The 19,690-nt window shown below is 33.5% G+C and carries 20 protein-coding genes; 17 read left to right on the forward strand and 3 right to left on the reverse strand.

Translation table 11 applies throughout. The features are described 5' to 3' along the window. Positions 1-9: 9 nt before the first annotated feature. From RBG61_RS11010 to RBG61_RS11085, 16 genes are all read left to right on the forward strand, one after another. A complete protein-coding gene (locus RBG61_RS11010; RefSeq protein ID WP_307943417.1) occupies positions 10-837 on the forward strand; it encodes a CorA family divalent cation transporter in 828 nt (275 codons plus the stop codon). Between the two features lie 90 nt (positions 838-927). After that, entirely contained in the window at positions 928-1,404 is a 477-nt protein-coding gene (locus RBG61_RS11015; RefSeq protein WP_307943419.1) for a methylglyoxal synthase, read from the forward strand. Positions 1,405-1,563: 159 nt separating this feature from the next. Beyond that, a complete protein-coding gene (locus RBG61_RS11020) occupies positions 1,564-3,012 on the forward strand; it encodes an aminoacyl-histidine dipeptidase (protein WP_307943421.1) in 1,449 nt (482 codons plus the stop codon). Positions 3,013-3,214: 202 nt separating this feature from the next. After that, entirely contained in the window at positions 3,215-3,742 is a 528-nt protein-coding gene (locus RBG61_RS11025) for a cysteine hydrolase family protein (RefSeq protein WP_307943423.1), read from the forward strand. A 1-nt stretch (position 3,743) separates the two neighbouring features. Then, a complete protein-coding gene (gene nadE, locus RBG61_RS11030; protein ID WP_307943426.1) occupies positions 3,744-4,493 on the forward strand; it encodes an NAD(+) synthase in 750 nt (249 codons plus the stop codon). Between the two features lie 174 nt (positions 4,494-4,667). After that, on the forward strand, positions 4,668-5,969 hold the full coding sequence (locus tag RBG61_RS11035) for a helix-turn-helix domain-containing protein (RefSeq protein ID WP_307943427.1): 1,302 nt from the start codon (positions 4,668-4,670) through the stop codon (positions 5,967-5,969). Positions 5,970-6,165: 196 nt separating this feature from the next. Continuing rightward, positions 6,166-7,233 (forward strand): chorismate mutase, encoded by a 1,068-nt coding sequence (locus tag RBG61_RS11040; protein WP_307943428.1) that lies wholly within the window; start codon positions 6,166-6,168, stop codon positions 7,231-7,233. A gap of 12 nt (positions 7,234-7,245) precedes the next feature. After that, positions 7,246-8,241 (forward strand): 3-dehydroquinate synthase, encoded by a 996-nt coding sequence (gene aroB, locus RBG61_RS11045; RefSeq protein WP_307943429.1) that lies wholly within the window; start codon positions 7,246-7,248, stop codon positions 8,239-8,241. A 12-nt stretch (positions 8,242-8,253) separates the two neighbouring features. After that, the gene (locus RBG61_RS11050) at positions 8,254-8,694 is read left to right on the forward strand and encodes a DUF3795 domain-containing protein (protein ID WP_307943431.1); all 441 of its coding nucleotides are present in this window, start codon (positions 8,254-8,256) and stop codon (positions 8,692-8,694) included. Between the two features lie 123 nt (positions 8,695-8,817). Beyond that, a complete protein-coding gene (gene aroC, locus RBG61_RS11055; protein ID WP_307943433.1) occupies positions 8,818-9,918 on the forward strand; it encodes a chorismate synthase in 1,101 nt (366 codons plus the stop codon). Between the two features lie 43 nt (positions 9,919-9,961). Then, positions 9,962-11,212 (forward strand): shikimate kinase, encoded by a 1,251-nt coding sequence (locus RBG61_RS11060; protein WP_307943434.1) that lies wholly within the window; start codon positions 9,962-9,964, stop codon positions 11,210-11,212. A gap of 77 nt (positions 11,213-11,289) precedes the next feature. Continuing rightward, the gene (gene aroQ / locus RBG61_RS11065) at positions 11,290-11,724 is read left to right on the forward strand and encodes a type II 3-dehydroquinate dehydratase (RefSeq protein WP_307943435.1); all 435 of its coding nucleotides are present in this window, start codon (positions 11,290-11,292) and stop codon (positions 11,722-11,724) included. A gap of 125 nt (positions 11,725-11,849) precedes the next feature. After that, positions 11,850-12,866 carry a 3-deoxy-7-phosphoheptulonate synthase gene (gene aroF / locus RBG61_RS11070; RefSeq protein WP_307943437.1) on the forward strand — a complete coding sequence of 339 codons (1,017 nt, stop codon included), beginning with the start codon at positions 11,850-11,852 and terminating at the stop codon, positions 12,864-12,866. After that, the gene (aroA, locus tag RBG61_RS11075) at positions 12,866-14,134 is read left to right on the forward strand and encodes a 3-phosphoshikimate 1-carboxyvinyltransferase (protein WP_307943439.1); all 1,269 of its coding nucleotides are present in this window, start codon (positions 12,866-12,868) and stop codon (positions 14,132-14,134) included. Before aroF ends, aroA begins: the two co-directional genes overlap by 1 nt. A 102-nt stretch (positions 14,135-14,236) precedes the next feature. Next, positions 14,237-15,085 carry a prephenate dehydrogenase gene (locus RBG61_RS11080; protein WP_307943441.1) on the forward strand — a complete coding sequence of 283 codons (849 nt, stop codon included), beginning with the start codon at positions 14,237-14,239 and terminating at the stop codon, positions 15,083-15,085. Between the two features lie 5 nt (positions 15,086-15,090). After that, entirely contained in the window at positions 15,091-15,594 is a 504-nt protein-coding gene (locus RBG61_RS11085; protein WP_307943443.1) for a hypothetical protein, read from the forward strand. A gap of 124 nt (positions 15,595-15,718) precedes the next feature. On the opposite strand, the gene RBG61_RS11090 is transcribed toward RBG61_RS11085, so the two are convergent. Further along, entirely contained in the window at positions 15,719-16,750 is a 1,032-nt protein-coding gene (locus tag RBG61_RS11090; RefSeq protein ID WP_307943445.1) for a YeiH family protein, read from the reverse strand. A gap of 127 nt (positions 16,751-16,877) precedes the next feature. Here RBG61_RS11090 and RBG61_RS11095 point away from each other — a divergent pair, with 127 nt between their 5' ends. After that, entirely contained in the window at positions 16,878-17,771 is an 894-nt protein-coding gene (locus RBG61_RS11095) for a LysR family transcriptional regulator (RefSeq protein ID WP_307943447.1), read from the forward strand. Positions 17,772-17,823: 52 nt separating this feature from the next. Here RBG61_RS11095 and RBG61_RS11100 read toward each other — a convergent pair whose 3' ends face one another. Both RBG61_RS11100 and RBG61_RS11105 read right to left on the reverse strand, forming a co-directional pair. Beyond that, entirely contained in the window at positions 17,824-18,630 is an 807-nt protein-coding gene (locus RBG61_RS11100; RefSeq protein ID WP_307943449.1) for a GNAT family N-acetyltransferase, read from the reverse strand. Between the two features lie 84 nt (positions 18,631-18,714). Continuing rightward, complete coding sequence (locus RBG61_RS11105) at positions 18,715-19,656, reverse strand: hypothetical protein (protein WP_307943451.1); 942 nt, start codon at positions 19,654-19,656, stop codon at positions 18,715-18,717. Between the last annotated feature and the right edge of the window lie 34 nt (positions 19,657-19,690).

Consider the following 19,690-nt stretch of genomic DNA (forward strand, 5'->3'; position numbering starts at 1 on the left):
GTGAAATAGATGTATAAAATTATACTGGCAGATCAAGTTGATGAGTTATCCCCATATATTGAAGACCATATTATTCGAAACATTAAAAATAAACAAATTGATAAATTTGAATGTCATCTGAATGGATATTTACTCTCTTTTTATTGGTATGATATTCTTAATATTACCCAAGAACCGATACAGGTTATTATCTATTTTACAGATGATGACCTATTCTTTCTGTGTGAAAACGAGGAATGTTTGAATAAAGTGAAAGCAATGGTAAAAGAGGAAACATCGGATGAAAAAACCTTGTATAGCTTTTTCATTGCTTTAATTAATGGAGATACTGATTATTTAGAAGAATTAGAAGAGCTGATAACCGATACAGAAGATAATTTACTAACCTCTCATAAAAAAGAATGTACAGCTGATATATTAGGCTATCGCCGATTATTGCTTCGATTAAAACGATATTACGAGCAATTAAATAAAATTTTCGAAGGCTTAGTGGATAATGAAAATGATATAATTTCAGAAGAACATCTTCGCTATTTTCGTATATTAGATGGCCGTATTGATCGCTTGTTTGCTCATGTATTAAATCTTCGAGATTATGTCACACAAGTGAGAGAAGCGTATCAAGCGCAAATTGATATTGAACAAAACAGCCTGATGAAAACATTTACTGTGGTAACTGCAATTTTCTTACCTCTAACATTATTGGTAGGTTGGTATGGAATGAATTTGAAAATGCCCGAATTTACTTGGAACTTTGGGTATCCTATGGTTATAGGAATCAGTATTTTAATTGTAATTGTATGTATTATTTGTTTTAAGCATAAAAAGTGGTTTTAGGTAATCTTATACTATCTTTTTTTAAGGATAAGTGGTAAAATAAAATCAGAACAAACTTTCGAGAAAAAGAAAGCGAATAGGGGGATTCATATGGTAATTCAAGATGATTACATAACCTTTACACTTCCAAGCAAAAAGCATATTGCTTTAATTGCACATGATAGCAAAAAGCAACAGCTTTTGGAATGGGTTAACAAGAATAAAGAAATTTTAAAAGATCACGTTCTTTGTGGTACAGGAACAACAGCAAGATTATTATCTGAAAGAACAGGTCTAAATGTAAAAGGCTATAACAGTGGCCCTTTAGGCGGTGACCAACAAATCGGTTCTAGAGTAGTAGAAGGAAAAATTGATTTTATTATTTTCTTTTGGGACCCGCTAGAATCTCAACCACATGATCCAGATGTAAAAGCATTACTTCGTATTGCTGTGGTATACGATATTCCGATTGCCAACAATCAATCAACCGCCGATTTCTTATTGACTTCTAAATATATGAATTCTGAATATGAACATTCCGTAATGAATTTTAACAAAAACATTAACGAGCGTATGAATAGCTTCTAGGAAATAAGTGAATAAAGATGTTAAAGTGCACCCTAAATGTTAGATTGAATGTTCTAATATTCAGCGGTGCATTTGCTTATACTACGATATAAATTCGTATTAGAAATAATCAATCAGTAAACTACATAAAATGAAATAAGAAACCATTAAAGGAGAATGATGATGCATATAGAAAATTTAGAACCGAAATCTGTTTTTACCTACTTTTACGAAATCAGCCAAATTCCAAGAGGCTCAGGCAATGAAAAAGCAATTAGTGATTATATTGTAGCTTTTGCAAAAAAGCATAACTTAGAATATACGCAAGATAAGGCTTGGAATGTTTTAATTAAAAAAGCGGGAACTATGGGGTTAGAAAATGCTTCGCCTGTTGTATTACAAGGCCATATTGATATGGTTTGCGAAAAAAATAAAGAAGTAGAACATGATTTTGAAAAAGATCCGCTGAAACTGCAAATAGACGGCGATTTCATAAAAGCAACGGAAACTACGCTTGGCGCAGATAATGGTATTGCTGCAGCTTATAGTCTTGCAATATTGGCTTCAGATGATATTACACATCCACCAATAGAAGCACTATTTACTACCAATGAAGAAGTAGGAATGGATGGCGCAAGAGCAATTCCAAAAGGATTATTAAAAGGAAAACGCTTAATCAACATTGACTCTGAAGAAGAAGGAATTTTCTTGGTAAGTTGTGCCGGCGGTGTACGAGTAACTATTCATCTACCAATTCAACAAGAGCTTTCTTGTGACTACAAAAATGCTTATGAAATTAAATTATGTGGCTTAAAAGGCGGCCATTCGGGAATGGAAATTGATAAACAAAGAGCCAATGCCAACAAGCTGATGGGAAGAGCATTAAGCCGATTATACAATGAATTTGATTTAAGAATTGCTGATTTAAATGGTGGTTCAAAAGATAATGCAATTGCAAGAGAATCGGATGTTGTTGTCGTAACCAATGCGCCAAAATCACAAATGGAAAGCTTGATAAACGAACTGCAAGAGGCATTTCAGTATGAATACAGAAATACCGAAACTGATATTTCGCTAACCCTAGAAACTATATATATACCGCAAAAGGTATTTACTAAGGAAACAACGAAGAAAGCAATTGATATATTGGTTTTAATTCCAAACGGTGTTCAAGGTATGAGCGATGACATTAAAGGATTAGTTGAAACTTCAACCAATGTTGGAGTAGTGAATATGATAGATAATGAATTACGATTTGTAAGCGCAATCAGAAGCTCTGTTTCAACAAAAAAAGAAGAAATCAAAAATCAAATCAAGCATTTATCAGAAATCACAGGTACTACGATTACTACTATGGGAGATTATCCTGCATGGGAATATAAAGAGAACTCTGAATTACGGGATACTTGTTTAAGAGTATACAAAGAGATGTACGGAAAAGAACCTGAAGTAACTGCCATTCATGCAGGCTTAGAGTGCGGATTGTTATCTGAAACAATGGATGATGCTGATATGATTTCAATGGGCCCGAATATGTTTGATGTGCATACTCCAAACGAAAAAGTTAGTATATCATCCGTTCAAAGAGTGTGGGATTATCTTAAAGCTGTATTAAAGGAACTAAAGTAATATAAAATAAAAAAAGATAGCAAATACCTCTTTTGCAACATTGCAAAAGGGCTTGCTATCTTTTTTTATTTTGCTTAACTTGATAAATTAACTGTTGCTTTTATCAAGTTACATTATAAATTGAATATAAAAGTTGTACTAAAAATTGATTAATGGCTTAAAATAATATACAATAGAAAATATTGAAACAAAGGAGCAATGAATGAAAAAATTGTTGGTAGTAGTAGATTATCAAAATGACTCAGTTTGTGGCTCAATGGGTTTTGCAAAAGCAGTTTCATTAGAAACGCCAATATATAATAAAATCAGGAAATATCAAAAAGACAATCAAGATGTTTTATTTACGTTAGATACCCATTATGATGATAGCTATGAAACCAAAGAGATTATGTGTGATACACAAAAATATCAAAACGGATGGGAACTATACGGTAAAGTAAAAGAGCTTAAAAATGAAAAAAGTATTTGTATTTCAAAGCATACTTGTGGTTCTTTGGACTTGTTAGAATTTTTATTAAGGCAGCAATATGATGAAGTTGAATTTGTGGGAATTGTAACAAATATGTGTGTATTGGTAAACGCAGTTTTAGCACGTACTGCCTTGCCCGATTCTGCTATCAGTATTGATGCTGAATGCGTTGCAAGTCAAGAGGAAGAGTTACATGGAAAAGCACTTGATATATTAGCAAAACTGCAGATAAAAATAAATAATCGTGAAAAGGAGCATTGACATGAAAGAATTTAACGTAAAAAAAGAAACTGAGGCTTGTATTCAATGGATAAAAGATTGGTTTGAAAACGAAAGCGGCGGCGCAAAAGGTGTTGTTCTCGGTATTTCCGGTGGTAAAGATTCTACCGTTGTATCCGCTTTATTATGTAAAGCAATAGGCAAAGAGAAAGTTTTAGGCGTGTTGATGCCAAACGGAGTGCAAAAAGATATTAACGACAGTAAACGTGTATGCGAATTTTTGCAAATTGACCATAAAGTTGTGAATATTGAGCAAGCTTATCAAGGAATTTTAAATTGTGTTGAAAGTGAAGATATTACAATTTCAGCGCATACAAAGACGAACATTCCACCAAGACTACGAATGACCGTTTTATATGCAATTGCCCAGGAAATGAATTATCGTGTTGGCGGAACGGGAAACTATTCCGAAAAATACGTTGGCTATTGCACAAAATGGGGCGATATGGCACACGATTTTAACCCAATTGGCAACTTTACAACTGAGGAGGTAATTGCAATAGGAAAAGAATTAGGCTTACCGATTGACTTAGTAGAAAAGCCTCCACAAGATGGTTTGTCAGGTAAAACCGATGAAGACAATATGGGCTTCACATATGCTGCAGTTAATCGTTATATTGAAACAGGTGAATGTGAGAATGAAGAGATAAAAGAAAAAATTGAAAAACGTCATCAATATAATCTTCATAAAATGAATCCTATTCCTGTTTATAAACCAGCAACAATGAAATAACGAAAAGCAAACATAAATATTATATTTCAAATAAATATGTTTTAGGGTATCATCTTTTTATTGATGATACCTTAATTCGCAAAAAGGGAAACGATTCAATTAACAATTTGTGTTATCATAAAGTTAGCAGATAAGCTTGCAAGCTATTATTTGCATTGAAGGAGGTGTATTTGTATGCAATATATTGATAGTATTCAAGAAAGTCTTGACTATATTGAAATGAACCTTAAAGCAGAAATTAAAGTCGAGGAACTTGCTAATGCAGCCGGATATTCACTGTTTCATTATTACAGGATATTTCAAAATCTCGTTGGAATGCCTGTTATGCAATACATAACTCGAAGAAAACTTCTGTATTCTGCTTTTGAGATTTCAAAAGGCAGTAAAGTAATTGATACCGCATTATCTTATGGGTTTGATACTAATGCTGGCTTTTATAAGGCTTTTATGCGTGAATTTGGCAAATCACCTTTGGACTACATTAAACATCATACAATTAAACAACCTTATAAAATCAAACTCATTCAGGAGGAACACATTATGATAACACAAAATAAGATTCGAGAAATGCTCTTTCATTGGAATTTGCAAAACGAAAAATTATCAGACTTCTACTATATAGGAACTGGGAATAGAGCAGATAATGTATGGAATGTAGGCGAAAAATATATTATCAAAATTGGTACAAATGTAAAAGGACTTGAAAACCATATCAAAATTTCTAAAGCATTATCCGAACTAGGTTTTGATACGTCAATTCCAGTTGAATCATGTGATGGCAAAGAATATATTCTAGATGGAGAACTTTATTATTACATAGCAAACAAATTAAGTGGAAAACCAATAAAAAGCATTGATATTTATGGAGAGGAACACAATTATATAGCACGTTACATTGGCGAAATTGTTGGTCAACTTGATTTGGTTTTAGCTAGGTTTGATAATGATATTGTATGTAATGAGACTAATATTTTAAATGATATGTTAAATTGGGCAATACCAAAAGTAAAACAAGTATCAAACTTGTCAGATAGCTTTTATGATGACTACTTGAATAATTTTTCAGTTTTATATCCACATCTACCAAAACAGATAATCCATAGGGATATTAACCCTAGTAATATTATAATGCAGGATGGTAAAGTAAGTGGATTTATAGACTTTGAACTGACGGAAAAAAACATTCGCATTTTTGATCCTTGTTATACTGCAACTGCAATTCTCTCAGAAACGTTTACCAATGAAAAAATTGATAAAAAGAAATGGTTAGCTATTTTTGAAAGTATTGTTACAGGTTATGACAGTGTTGTGAAGTTATCTAAACAAGAAAAAGAGGCTATTCCTTATGTGATTTTTAGTATTCAGTTCATTTGTATTGCATATTTTAGTGGATTTGAAAAATATAAAGAACTAACAAAGATAAATCGCGACATGTTAAACTGGTTTATCGAAAATAAAGAAAAGCTTATTGTATAATATAATTATAAAAGGACGGTTTTCCGTCCTTTGCTTTTTATGTATACTATAGCTATTTTCGCTAGTTAATTTGCATTTTTGCGCTTTTGTATTATCGCTTTACATCATTGAAAAGCAATATCCATTATGTTATAATATAGCAAACATATCAGATTAACTGAAAAGATAAAAAATTACATCAGAAAGTTGTGGGAAGATGAATTCATTAGAACAAGCAAGAGCGCAAATTAACCAAATTGATAAAGACATGGCAATCCTTTTTGAAAAGAGAATGAAAGCGGTAGAGGATGTAGTTGCGTTTAAAATAGAAAATAATCTTCCCGTTTTAGATCAAAATAGGGAACAATTTGTTATAGATAAAAACCTAGCATATATTCAAAATGAAAGCTATAAAGAATATTATAAAGAATTCATTCAAGAGTTAATGAATGTTTCTAAAAAGTATCAAACAAGGCTTTTAAACAACGATATCATTGGCTATCAAGGTACACAAGGGGCTTTTTCTCATATTGCATTACAACAGTTGTTTCCCAATCAAAAAGAAAAGTCATATAAGACTTTTAAAGAAGTATTTCAAGCTGTTGAATCCGGCGAAATTACGCAAGGAATCTTACCTTTTGAAAACTCTTATACAGGTGAAGTCGGCGAAGTGCTAGATTTGCTATATCAACACAAATGTTATATCACGAAAATATATGATTTAAAAATAAATCAAAATTTGCTTGGTGTAAAGGGCACAAAACTGACTGACATTAAGCAAGTTTATTCTCATCATCAAGCGTTGAGTCAATGCAAACGATATTTTGATTTATATGATTTTGAGCTTATCCCATTCCAAAATACAGCATTAGCAGCGCAATATGTTAGTGAAACGAACGATAAAACTAAAGCTGCAGTTGCATCTACAGAAACTGCGAAACTTTATGAGTTAGAGATATTAGTAGAAAATATTAATACCAGCGCAGAAAACACAACTCGTTTCGTTGTAATATCAAAGAATCAAAATAAAAGCGGTAACCGTTTTAATATTATGTTTACGCTATCTCATAACGCAGGTCAGCTTGCGAGCGCAATGCAAATTATTTCAAAGTATAATTTTAATATGGAAAGCATTCAATCAAAATCCATTCAAAATATCCCGTGGCAATACTATTTTTATGTTGAAATTATCGGCGATGCAAGTGATAAAAATGCAATTGCTCTTTTAGAGGAGCTAAAAGCGAATTGTAAAGAAATAAAATTGCTTGGAGTTTATAATAAATAGAAAGGAAAGCTTATGAAACTTACTGTTGAATTAAAGGATACGCAATATGATATTATAATTGAGCGTGGGGTATTATCCCGTATATCTGATTATGTAAACCTAAACCGTAAAGTCTTAGTGATAACGGATGATGGAGTTCCAAAAGAATATTTGCAAACTGTGTTAAGCCAATGCAAAGAAGGCTATTCACAAGTAGTAATGCAAGGGGAAGGCGCTAAAAGTTTTCCTGTTTATGAACAGCTTTGCAGAGTACTATTAAACAATAACTTTACAAGAAAAGATTTGGTAATCGCTTTGGGTGGCGGAGTTATTGGTGATTTATCAGGATTTGTTGCATCTACTTATATGCGTGGAATTGATTTTGTTAATATCCCAACTACAACCCTTTCTCAAATTGATTCTAGTGTTGGCGGAAAGGTTGCAATCAATCTTGATCATGTAAAGAACATCATCGGTTGTTTCTATCAGCCGAAAATGGTATTTGTAGATAGTGATACGTTAAATACACTACCAAATCGCCATTATGTAAACGGCTTAGTTGAAGCGATTAAATCGGGACTGATTTATGATAAAGATTTATTTGAGTTGTTTGAACGAGAAAATATAAAAGAACATATAGACGAAATTATTTTCCACTCTTTATCTGCAAAAAAAGATGTAGTTGAAAAAGATGAAAAAGAAGAAAATCTTCGTAAAATATTAAATTTCGGCCATACAATCGGCCACGCAATCGAAAGCATAAACATTGATTCTATGTTACATGGAGAATGTGTTGCAATCGGAATGCTTCCAATGATTGAAGATGAAGCGTTAAAACAACGTGTAATCAATGTATATCAAAAGCTTGGATTAAAGCAAACAGTGGCTTATGATAAGCAGCAAGTAATTGATTTAATTCATAAAGACAAAAAAGCATATGGCAGTAAAATAACGATTATTAAAGTGAAAGAGCTAGGTAAAGCTGATTTAGAAGACATAAATGCGAACGATTTATTTGCTTATTTATAAGAGAGAAGGATTATGAAGAAAATGATAGCAAAAGAGTTAACCGCAAAGCAAGTCGCAGATAATATAGGCTATTGTGGGTTGGTGTGCAGTTTTTGTCATGAAGCAGACCATTGTAATGGCTGTAAATCTGTTAATAACAGTTGTGGACGTTATTTAAGCGAAACAGGATGTTTTCAATATAATTGTTGCAAAGAAAAAGGAATTAACGGTTGTTGGGAATGTAAAGATGCACCTTGTAAAGAAGATATGTTTAGCGAACATCATAATATTAGAAATCGTACATTTGTTAAATGTGCAAAAGAAGAAGGCATTGAGAAGCTAGCAGAGTATGTTTTAACAAATCAGCAAAATGGTATTCAATATGGTTGGAACAAAGATTATGATATTTTAAATTCCGAACAAGCGGTATTCGATTTGTTACATAATGGCGTGAAGAGTAAATTTGCGAAATGAGGATAGTTAATGCGACTATAGTGTTTAAATAATGTAGGGTGCGACTAGTAGTCGCACTGCGGAACGGCTAATAGCCGTTCCCTACAGGTAAAAGCAATATTATCAAAATAAAGGAGTGAGTGTATGAAAAGCTGTTTTGGAAATAACCTGAATATTAGCCTGTTTGGCGAATCTCATTCAGAAGCTATCGGCGTTGTTATAAATGGATTGGCTCCCGGTATCAAATTGGATTTAACATTCATTCAAAAACAACTTGATATGAGAAAGCCAAAAGGAAAGATTTCCACACAAAGACAAGAAGAAGACGAATTTAAGATTGTAAGTGGCTTTTTCAATGGATATACAACAGGAACACCACTCTGCTTATTAATTTATAATAAAAGCCAGCATAGTAAGGACTATGAGGCAACAAAGTCACTCATGCGTCCATCCCATGCAGATTATACAGCACAAATGAAATATCAAGGCTTTCAAGACTATCGAGGCGGCGGACATTTTTCGGGTAGAATAACCGCACCATTAGTAGCGGCTGGAGCAATCTGTATTCAGGTTTTAAAACAAAAAGGAATTTTAATCGGAACGCAAATTCAATCCTGCGGTGGCATAGCAAATGAACCATTAAGTGAAGACGAGGCGACATTGAAACAGCAAATTGAAAAATTAAATGAGAGCTATTTCCCAGTGCTAAATGAAGAAGTAAAAGTAAAAATGATTGAAGCAATTGAAAAAGCACAGACAGAGGGTGATTCTGTTGGTGGTGTGTTGGAAACTACAATTTTGAACATGCCAGCAGGAATTGGTGAACCATTTTTTAATTCGATAGAAAGCACATTATCTCAACTTCTATTTAGTATTCCAGGCATTAAGGGTGTGGAATTTGGAGCAGGTTTTGCTATGCAAAATATGCGAGGTAGTGAAGCAAATGATAGTTTCTTCTATAATGAAACTGTAAAAACCAAAAGCAATAATAACGGCGGAATAAATGGTGGTATCTCTAACGGTATGCCAATACGTATAAAGTGTGCAGTAAAACCAACGCCATCAATCTTTAAACCACAGCAAACGGTGGATATTAACACAAACGAAAATACAACATTCCGAATTCAAGGGCGTCATGATCCGGCAATTATTCATAGAGCCAGAGTCGTAGTCGATAGCATAGTAGCAATTGGCTTACTTGATCTGTTTTGTGAACGTTACGGCTATCTTTGGATGACAGAATAGTTTAAAATTAAGATGATACAAGACACGAAAGGAATAAAATACTATGAGCAGATACGGTCTACTAGGAGATAAATTAGGACATAGCTTTTCAAAAATCATACACGAGAAGCTAGGTTTTTATTCTTATGATCTTCTGCCGATGGAAAAAGATGAGTTGCACGAATTTCTAACAAAAAAAGATTTTGATGGCGTAAATGTGACAATCCCATATAAATTAGATGTTATTCCTTATTGTGATGAAATTGATGACACAGTAGCACAAATAGGTTCCGCAAACACTATTGTAAATCGAAATGGAAAGCTAAAAGCATATAATACAGATTTCTATGGCTTCTTATACAACATGCAGTTTCATCACATTGCCATGAAAGATAAAGTAGTCATGATTCTCGGCAGCGGTGGAACTTGTAAAACAGTAACTGCAGTAGCAAAATTTCAAGGAGCGAAAGAAATTGTTATTGTAAGCCGAACAGAATCGGATACTACGATTACCTATAACCAAGCAAAGCAAAGAGAAGATGTTCAAGTGTTGGTAAATGCATCTCCAAGCGGGATGTATCCGAATAATCAAAATTGCCCAATAGATATAAACTGTTTTCCCAATTTAGAAGCAGTTGTTGATGTGATATATAATCCATTGAAAACAAAATTACTGCAACAAGCGCAGCAACGAAACATTCCGTTTGCAAACGGACTCTTAATGTTAGTAGCGCAAGCAAAATTTGCAGCAGAGTTATTTATAGATGAAAAAATTCCCGATCAAGAGATAGAAAGAATTTATCAAGAATTAAAATCCGACTTAAGTAATGTTGTATTAGTCGGTATGCCAAGCTGTGGCAAAAGTACAATTGGAAGAGAGTTAAGCAAGCTCTTAAATAAAGAGTTTGTTGACATAGATAGCCTAATCGAAGAAGAAATGAAACTAGCAATTCCACAAATTTTTGAACGTTACGGTGAAATTGGTTTTCGAAGCATTGAACGAAACGTTGTTGCAAATGCCGCTAAACAAACAGGAATGATTGTTGCGACTGGGGGAGGCGTTGTTTTAAATCCTGATAATATTAAGGATTTAAAGCAAAACGGAATCATAATCTTAATCGATAGATCAACTGACGAATTATTGGTAGGGAATAATCGTCCGTTATCGAAAAGCAAACAAGCCATAGAAGAAATGTATCGAAATCGATACCCAATTTATATGGCTTGTAGTGATATTGTCGTTTTCAATAATGGCGATATTGAAAGGGCTGTGAATGATACTAATATGCAATTAAAATCTCATTTAGGATTTTGAAAACCCATCAATCAAAGTTTTCAAATTGTTAATTGATTATTTTAATCCAATATTAGTATAGATGAAGGAGGAATACAATGAAGCTGTTGGTAATTAACGGTCCAAACTTAAATATGTTAGGCATCCGTGAGCCAAATGTATATGGCAAAACAACCTATTTAGAATTAGAATCATTTATTAAGGGTATCTGTGTGCAGGAAGATATCCAAGTCGAGGTTATGCAAAGTAACCATGAAGGCGTTATCGTTGATACAATTCAAGCGGCATATCAAGTATTTGATGGTATTGTAATCAACCCTGCTGCATTTACCCATACCAGTATCGCTATCCTTGATGCATTAAAAGCAGTCGGAATTCCTACAGTAGAAGTACATTTATCCAATATATATGAACGTGAGGAGTTCCGCCATATCTCTTACATAAGCAATTATTGTATCAAGACGATTTATGGAGAAGGTATTCAAGGATATCAAAAAGCGATTATGCTTTTAAAAGAAACGGTAAGTAGTTAAGTAACGATTCAGCATACCTTAACTGACTTACAATTATCCTAGAACATAAAAGTTGTGGCATATTGACAAAAACGTAAGAAAGGCTTAACTCAATATAGATATGAGTAAGTGAAAGGTATACAATTATGATTATTACATTAAAAAAGAATACACCAAAAGAAGAAGCACAAAAAATTATTAGCGCAATTGAGAAAAAGGGGCTACATGTTACCGTTATAGAAGGAACAAACTATAACGTTTATGGAGTGGTCGGAGATACTACGGTTCTTGACGAAAAAGCAATTTCAGCGAATCCGTTTGTAGATAATGTTACTCGCATTGCAGCACCATATAAAAAGGCAAACCGTTTATTTCATCCAGATGATTCTATTATTGATGTAGCAGGAATCAAAGTGGGCGGTCAAGAAGATATCGTAGTTATCGGCGGTCCTTGTTCTGTTGAAGATAGACTTTCCTTGCTTGAACTTGCAAAAGACGTAAAACAAGCAGGCGGCTGTATGTTGCGTGGCGGCGCATATAAACCTCGTACTTCTCCATATGCATTCCAAGGAATGGGTACAACAGGAATTGAATGGATGTGTGAAGCAAGAGAACAATATGGGCTACCAATTGTAAGCGAATTGATGAGTATTGACAAAATGGATGAGTTCGAAGAACACGTTGACTTAATCCAAGTTGGCGCTCGCAATATGCAAAACTTCGATTTATTAAAAGTACTAGGAAAATCAAAAAAACCAGTATTATTAAAACGTGGACTTGCGAATACAATCGAAGAATGGATTATGTCAGCAGAATATATCATGGCGGGCGGTAATGAAAACGTTATTTTATGTGAACGTGGTATTCGAACATTTGAGAAATACACAAGAAATACATTGGATTTAAGCGTTATTCCAATCATCAAGCAAAAGAGCCATTTACCGATTATTATCGACCCATCTCATGCAACAGGCGATTGGAAATTGGTTGAGTCAATGTCATTAGCAGCAATCGCAGCTGGCGCTGACGGATTGATTATCGAAGTGCATAATAATCCGGAAAGTGCATGGTCAGATGGTGCACAATCTTTGAAACCGGATAAATTCAAAGCTGTGATTGAAAAAGGCAGACAAATAGCACATGTAATTGGAAGAGGAATGTAATGAAAGCGACAATTTATCCATCTGTATGTAAAAAGGAAGTAACCATACCCCCATCTAAAAGCATGTCGCATCGTGCGATTATCTGCGCTTGCTTAGCAAAAGGGAAAAGTGTTGTTTCTAATATTGCCTATTCTGATGATACGAAAGCTACTATTGAAGGAATGCGTCAGCTTGGTGCAAATATCACCGAGCATAAATCTCATCTTGAAATAGAAGGTACATCTGATTTTTCAAGACTCAATCATGCAACTATTAATTGCAAAGAATCAGGCTCAACCTTGCGCTTTTTCATACCTATTTTCTCGTTTTGTAATCAAGAGGTAACATTTTTAGGTGAAAACCGTTTGTTAAAACGTCCGCAAGCAATTTATGAAACTATATTTCAAAAGCAAGGACTTACTTATGAACAGACAGACAGCCATATCAAAATAAACGGCAGTTTACAAGCTGGTGAATATACTTTAGACGGGAATGTAAGCTCTCAATTTATAACAGGCTTACTGTTTGCATTGCCATTATTGAATGGAGATTCTACAATTCATATTAAGCCACCGTTCGAATCACGTTCCTACGTGGATTTAACACTCCAAGTGCTTGAAGATTTTGGCGTGAAAGTGATGTTTTTAGATGATAACACAATTTTTATACAAGGAAATCAAACCTATCAACCTTGTAATTATACTGTGGAAGGTGACTTTTCTCAATTTGCTTTTTTTGCAGTTTTAGGTGCAATAAACAATGATATACGTTGCCTTGGAATGAAACACAATTCATTGCAGGGAGATAAGGTTATTCTATCTATTTTAAAGCAATGTGGAATTCAAGTTGACGAAATAGAAAACGGTTATCTTATCCATAAAGGAAAATTACATGGTACAGAGATTGATTTAAGTAATTGCCCTGATTTAGGCCCGATTTTAACAATCCTTGCAATGTATGCAAAGGGGACAACTAAAATTTATAATGCAGGAAGATTGCGCTTAAAAGAGTCCGACCGAATAGAGGCAATGGAAACCGAATTGAAAAAGATTGGTGTTCCCATCACAACAACAGAAGACACCATTCAAATTACAGGAGATGCAAGCTACCATTGCACACAACAACTGTTTGCACACAAAGATCACCGAATCGCCATGAGTTTAGCGGTCGCAATTGCGTGTAGCAATCAAATTGCAACGATTGACGGTGTTGAATGTGTCAATAAATCCTATCCAGCCTTCTTTGAAGATTTGCAAAAAGTTGGAGTTAAGGTAGATATATTAAATTAACAAATTGTAGGGAACGCATTGCATGCGTTCCAACATGTGACATGTTTTACAATCGCAATTTTAGCGTGAGTAATGATATAAACAAAATAACGGAGAAATATTATGAATCAGAATCAAACAATACTAATTGTAGGACTTGGGTTAATAGGCGGAAGCTATGCCAAAGGGCTAAAAGAAAAGGGCTATGCTGTAACCGCAATTGATGTAAACCAGCAATCTATCGACTATGCAGTAGAAAATCATATTATAGATAGCGGTGCAACGAATAGTATTGATTTCATTCGTAATGCTGACGTTATTATTTGTGCATTATATCCGACTACTATGATTCATTGGATGAAAGAAAACCAACAGTTTTTTAAATCAGGGATTTTTATTACAGATGTAAGCGGTGTGAAATGCAATGTTGTTGATGTAATTCAATCTAATTTACGTAATGATGTTGAATTTATTGCTTCGCATCCAATGGCAGGTAAAGAAGTGAGTGGTGTGCAGTTTAGCGACTCTAATATATTCAAACAAGCAAACTTTATCATTACACCAACTGAGAAAAATACAGAACGAGGAATTGCTTTTGCACGTGAATTGGCTGAAACGATCCAGTTTAATCGGATTGTAACCCTTTCGCCTCAAAAACATGATGAAATGATAGGCTATCTCTCTCAACTTACTCATGCAATTGCAGTAAGCTTGATGAATGCCAACGACAATCCTCATTTAAAAGAATATACAGGCGATTCCTTTCGTGATTTAACTCGTATTGCCAAAATTAACGAAATCATGTGGAGCGAATTGTTTTTCTTGAATAAGGATATTTTAATTTCTGAAATTGATAGCTTTCAAGCAGAGTTATCAAATTTGAAATACAAGCTTCAAAATAACGATGAAAAAGGCTTAAAGCAATTATTTATCCAATCAACTGAAAGACGAAAACAGTTTGACAAGGAGTAGATGATATGAAAATAGAAAAATATCTAAAACCAGTTATCGTTCTTTTAATAGCAGTCATTATTGGTTTGGGTGTTACGTTGCGTGTGCAAATAAAAGAGAAAAACGAAACGGTGAAACAAGTGAATCAAGCGTTTACAGCATCTTTGTCATCATCTGCATCTGATTTAAACTTTGACTATACCAAGGCTGATACACAAGCAAAGTTATCTCAATATGTTAAGTTAACAAGCCATCTTCAAGCAGCTGCGGCTATTTTCCCACAAACACAGTATGCAAAAAATAATCGAAATTTTGGATATCTATTAGAGTGCTTGAGCCAGTATTTTCGGGAGCAATATGAGTCAAATGGATTAGATATAGTCGGTGAAAGACAAACGAAGCTCTATAACTATCTATTGGATATTGCTAGAAATCCAAAGGATACAAAGCTGATGCAGGAATTAGATGAATATATTGATTCTTTTGATAAGCCAATTCGCCCCGATTCATTAAGCCATAAAATGCCTTAAAAAATACAAACTATCATTATTCTATTTGTAGAGAAAAAAGTATATTAGGAATGAGTAGTCACGGCTTGATAGTCGGAAAGAAGTAATAGTAAAAGGGAGGTCATAAGACCTCCCTTTTACTATTTTACAATTGTCCTAAAAGCATTTGTACTAAGAAAGCTACAATAACAACCAAAGCTGAAATGATGAAACCATGTAACATTGGTTTAAATCCCGATTTTGCAACTTTTTTAAAGTCCGTTTTTAACCCAATTGCGCCAAGCGACATGACCATAAAGAACTTACTGAAATGAGCGATTTCTCGGCTGACATCAGATGGAATAATCCCTGTACTTTGAATTGCAACAACACCTAGAAACATTAAGATAAACCAAGGAAAAATCTTTTTCCAATTTAGTTTTTTAGCTTCTTCAGCAGAAGTTGCGTTAGCTGTAGCTTTTTTACGTTCTAATCTAGCATTTACGAATGAGAAAATCAACACAATTGGAATGATAGATAATGTTCGAGTCATTTTAACGATAATTGCGTAGTTACCTGCAATATCTGAAAACGCATATCCCGCCGCAACTACAGAGGAAGTATCGTTTACGGCAGTTCCAGCCCATAAACCATAACCTAAATCGCTCATTCCAAAGAAATGCCCCATGATAGGAAAAAGCACAACCATAACAATATCAAAAATAAAGGTAGCAGAAATTGCATATGCTACATCGTTGTCTTCAGCATCAATTGCAGGCGCAATAGCAGCAATTGCCGAGCCACCGCAAATACCTGTACCGGCTGAAATTAGCCCCGATAACTTCCAGTTCATTTTGAATAGCTTCCCGAATAGATATCCGCCGCCGAAAGCTGTTACCAAAGTAAAATACATAACAAATAATGATACTTTACCCACTTCAAAAACTTGTGCGAAGCTTAGTGTTACACCCATTAAAATAATGGAGAGACGTAATATTTTTTTTGAAACAAATTCAATTCCCACTTTAAAGAAATTGTACTTTTTCATAATAGGATGGAGTGCCATTCCAATTAACATAGCAAATACTCCAGCACTAATTAAGTGATATGGTATGTAGTTACTGATGAAAACTGAAATTGCTGCAAGTACAATAGTCAATAATATTCCTAAAGAATACTTTTTCATAACGTTCATCATAATTTCCCTTCAATTTTTAATTTCTTACTTGATTATAGTAGGAAATTAGTATAAAGTAAAATTATAAATTATTATATTGTTATAAAAATTATTTATAGATAAAATAACATAAAAAGGAATGAAGATAATGTTAGATTTTCGCATATCAACTTTTTTAGCGTTATGTAAAACAATGAGCTATACCAAAACAGCCATATTATTAAATTTAACGCAACCGGCAGTAACACAACACATTCAATACCTTGAAAATCAATATCAGGTTAAGCTTTTTCAGTACATTGGAAAAACATTGTATTTGACAAAACAAGGTGAGCTTTTGCAAAAGTTAGCAACTACTATGCAAGCAGATAGTTACAAAGTAATCGAGCAATTAAAGAAATGCGAGCAAGAAATGCAAAAGCTTACAATCGGTGCAACACTGACAATAGGGGAGTATGCTTTACCACAGGTATTGGAGCAATTAGCAATGGAACAGCCCAAAACACAGTTGACAATGTATGTTGAAAACACACAAGAGTTGTTAAAACGGTTGAATGACGGAGAAATTGATTTTGCTTTTATTGAAGGTCAATTTAATAAAGAAGATTATAGCAGTATGTGTTTTTCAAAAGAGCGGTTTATTGCTGTATGTTCACCCTCACATCCATTTGCATCAGCAAGAGTATCGTTAGAAGCATTGTTAAATGAGAAACTCATTATTCGTGAAAAAGGTTCAGGAACGAGAGATATTCTTGAAACGGTATTACAAGAGCGAAGCTTAAAAGTAACCGGCTTTCAAACGGTAACTGAAATTGGAAATCTAAATGTCATCAAACAATTTGTTGAATATGAGCTTGGAATTACCTTTTTGTATTATCAAGCTGCAAAACGAGAATTAGAGGAAGAAACTTTAAAACAAATTGATGTAATTGATTTTGATGTAACAAGAGAATTTCACTTTGTTTTCTTAAAAAATTCAATATTTGAAGAAAAATATATATCATTTTTCAAGTATGCTCGTGACATATATACTAAAATATAAGTACAATAGATATAGCAAAAGGTGCCGAATATTTCGGCACCCTAGTTGTTTATTACCATGTTAAAGAAACCTCATCCACTTTACCGCATTCGGTAAATCCAACATTTTTGTAAGCTTTATTGGAAGATGGGTTGGCAAGATCAGTATATAATACAGGCGTTTTGCCTTTATTCAAAATAATTTGAGAGATATGGGCAACAATTGCAGCAGCATATCCTTTTCCCCTGTGCCCAGGCTTGGTATAGACACCATTGACTGCAATATGAGTTGCTGTTTCTCTTGAACTTTTTGCCATAGCCACAATTTGTTTATCCTTTTTTATTACAAAGCATAGATTGCTTTTGACTAACTCTTTGGCTTTATCTAAATAGCAATCAACAGGTTCGTTGTCACCAAAACAATCTAAATCAAATGCAGATAAGCACTCTGCTATTTGATGCACATCATCTAGTATTGGATGCTCTATTATAACAGAGCTATTTTTGGCTGGTATCACAGTTTTACATTCAAAGCTTTCCATATTTACAATGGAAGCCTTTACAGCTCGATTTAATTCAAATTGAAGCTTTATTTTTTCAGCAATATTAGGTTTTGCTACATAACATATCGTTTGGTAAGAGGAAAACCGTTCATACATATAATCACATAGCTCTTGTATAGAGAAATTCAAAACAGTATCAGAAGTCCAAACCCAAATTGGATTTTGTGGGGAAGTTGTTCCAAGTATAACATCCCGCTCATTACTGACAATAAATAATGGATATTCTTTGATGATTTCCATTAAATTAAAAGGAACAATGTCTTTTAGATATGCAGATGTTTGGAATATTGGATGTGTTTTGTCGATTGAAACAAACATTATTTTGTCTCCTTTTGTTAATTGTATTCCTATTACTATATCACACAATGATTTCCAAATCAACAGCTTTATTTGGTATATTACTTAATATGAAGTAAATCCAAAATCTTTAAATTTTAACCCAGTTTTCGGATATAGAAGTTTATCTTGAATTGTATTGATAAGGTCATTTAGTTTATCACTCATTTTTTGAGCAAATTCTTCTTCAGTACATTGAATACCATTATAATTGTTAAAATTATCTAATTTTAAAGTTGTTGATGCATTTACTTTTGATGGGTTTAGATTAACGTAACCACAAATCCTATCTTTATATATTTCATAATGAATATCGCAGCTTGAAATATCATCTATCATATTTATTAATAATGATTCTGTTGATTCGTTATTAGGATCATAAACAAATTGAATATCGTCATTAACTTTATTATATTCATATGTAAGTGTACTAATGCTATAGTTTCCATATGCAATGTAATACGCTTTGCCATTATCATAAAGTGTACCATTTTTTAATATCCATGCTCTTAATGATTGAATTGGCTCGGAGCGGGATGGTTGTCCGCAAAATTTGCAAAGATAATTGATATATGTATGCTGTGGAGTAGAATAGGCATCTTTATAGCTATCTCCACATGACTTACAAGTGTGAATGGTGTAACCTTTTACTGTGCATGTGGGTGGAATTGTTTTAGATGTATATTCATGAACGTGTTTTTTTGATGCAATAGAGCTTGCTTTTAATTTCCCAGCGTTACTTGAATTGGTCTCTATAATCGTTTCTGAATTTGATTGCAAGCTTTCAATACTGCTTGAATTGTTCTTGTTTTGGTTAGATTCTTTTTTTGTTTCTGAACGGTTAATGCTAGAAATGCCACTAGTTAATTTTTTATTCGCTTTTGCGGCTTGATTACTATTAACTAATATAGTAATCGCAACCACTGTAAGAATTAATGTTGATATAGATAAGCATAATAGAACGATTTTTTTGTTTTTAGCCACAAATGATTTTATTTTAGTAAACACTTTTTTGCTCCTTAATTTTTGTGAAGAATTTGTT

The sequence above is a fragment of the Paludicola sp. MB14-C6 genome, from assembly GCF_030908625.1.
Classification (GTDB): Bacteria; Bacillota; Clostridia; order Oscillospirales; family Ruminococcaceae; genus Paludihabitans.

Coding starts and splice junctions, on each gene's coding strand:
- RBG61_RS11010 (WP_307943417.1), top strand. CDS start 10: ATGTATAAAATTATACTGGCAGATCAAGTTGATGAGTTATCCCCATAT.
- RBG61_RS11015 (WP_307943419.1), top strand. CDS start 928: ATGGTAATTCAAGATGATTACATAACCTTTACACTTCCAAGCAAAAAG.
- RBG61_RS11020 (WP_307943421.1), top strand. CDS start 1,564: ATGATGCATATAGAAAATTTAGAACCGAAATCTGTTTTTACCTACTTT.
- RBG61_RS11025 (WP_307943423.1), top strand. CDS start 3,215: ATGAAAAAATTGTTGGTAGTAGTAGATTATCAAAATGACTCAGTTTGT.
- nadE (WP_307943426.1), top strand. CDS start 3,744: ATGAAAGAATTTAACGTAAAAAAAGAAACTGAGGCTTGTATTCAATGG.
- RBG61_RS11035 (WP_307943427.1), top strand. CDS start 4,668: ATGCAATATATTGATAGTATTCAAGAAAGTCTTGACTATATTGAAATG.
- RBG61_RS11040 (WP_307943428.1), top strand. CDS start 6,166: ATGAATTCATTAGAACAAGCAAGAGCGCAAATTAACCAAATTGATAAA.
- aroB (WP_307943429.1), top strand. CDS start 7,246: ATGAAACTTACTGTTGAATTAAAGGATACGCAATATGATATTATAATT.
- RBG61_RS11050 (WP_307943431.1), top strand. CDS start 8,254: ATGAAGAAAATGATAGCAAAAGAGTTAACCGCAAAGCAAGTCGCAGAT.
- aroC (WP_307943433.1), top strand. CDS start 8,818: ATGAAAAGCTGTTTTGGAAATAACCTGAATATTAGCCTGTTTGGCGAA.
- RBG61_RS11060 (WP_307943434.1), top strand. CDS start 9,962: ATGAGCAGATACGGTCTACTAGGAGATAAATTAGGACATAGCTTTTCA.
- aroQ (WP_307943435.1), top strand. CDS start 11,290: ATGAAGCTGTTGGTAATTAACGGTCCAAACTTAAATATGTTAGGCATC.
- aroF (WP_307943437.1), top strand. CDS start 11,850: ATGATTATTACATTAAAAAAGAATACACCAAAAGAAGAAGCACAAAAA.
- aroA (WP_307943439.1), top strand. CDS start 12,866: ATGAAAGCGACAATTTATCCATCTGTATGTAAAAAGGAAGTAACCATA.
- RBG61_RS11080 (WP_307943441.1), top strand. CDS start 14,237: ATGAATCAGAATCAAACAATACTAATTGTAGGACTTGGGTTAATAGGC.
- RBG61_RS11085 (WP_307943443.1), top strand. CDS start 15,091: ATGAAAATAGAAAAATATCTAAAACCAGTTATCGTTCTTTTAATAGCA.
- RBG61_RS11090 (WP_307943445.1), bottom strand. CDS start 16,750: ATGATGAACGTTATGAAAAAGTATTCTTTAGGAATATTATTGACTATT.
- RBG61_RS11095 (WP_307943447.1), top strand. CDS start 16,878: ATGTTAGATTTTCGCATATCAACTTTTTTAGCGTTATGTAAAACAATG.
- RBG61_RS11100 (WP_307943449.1), bottom strand. CDS start 18,630: ATGTTTGTTTCAATCGACAAAACACATCCAATATTCCAAACATCTGCA.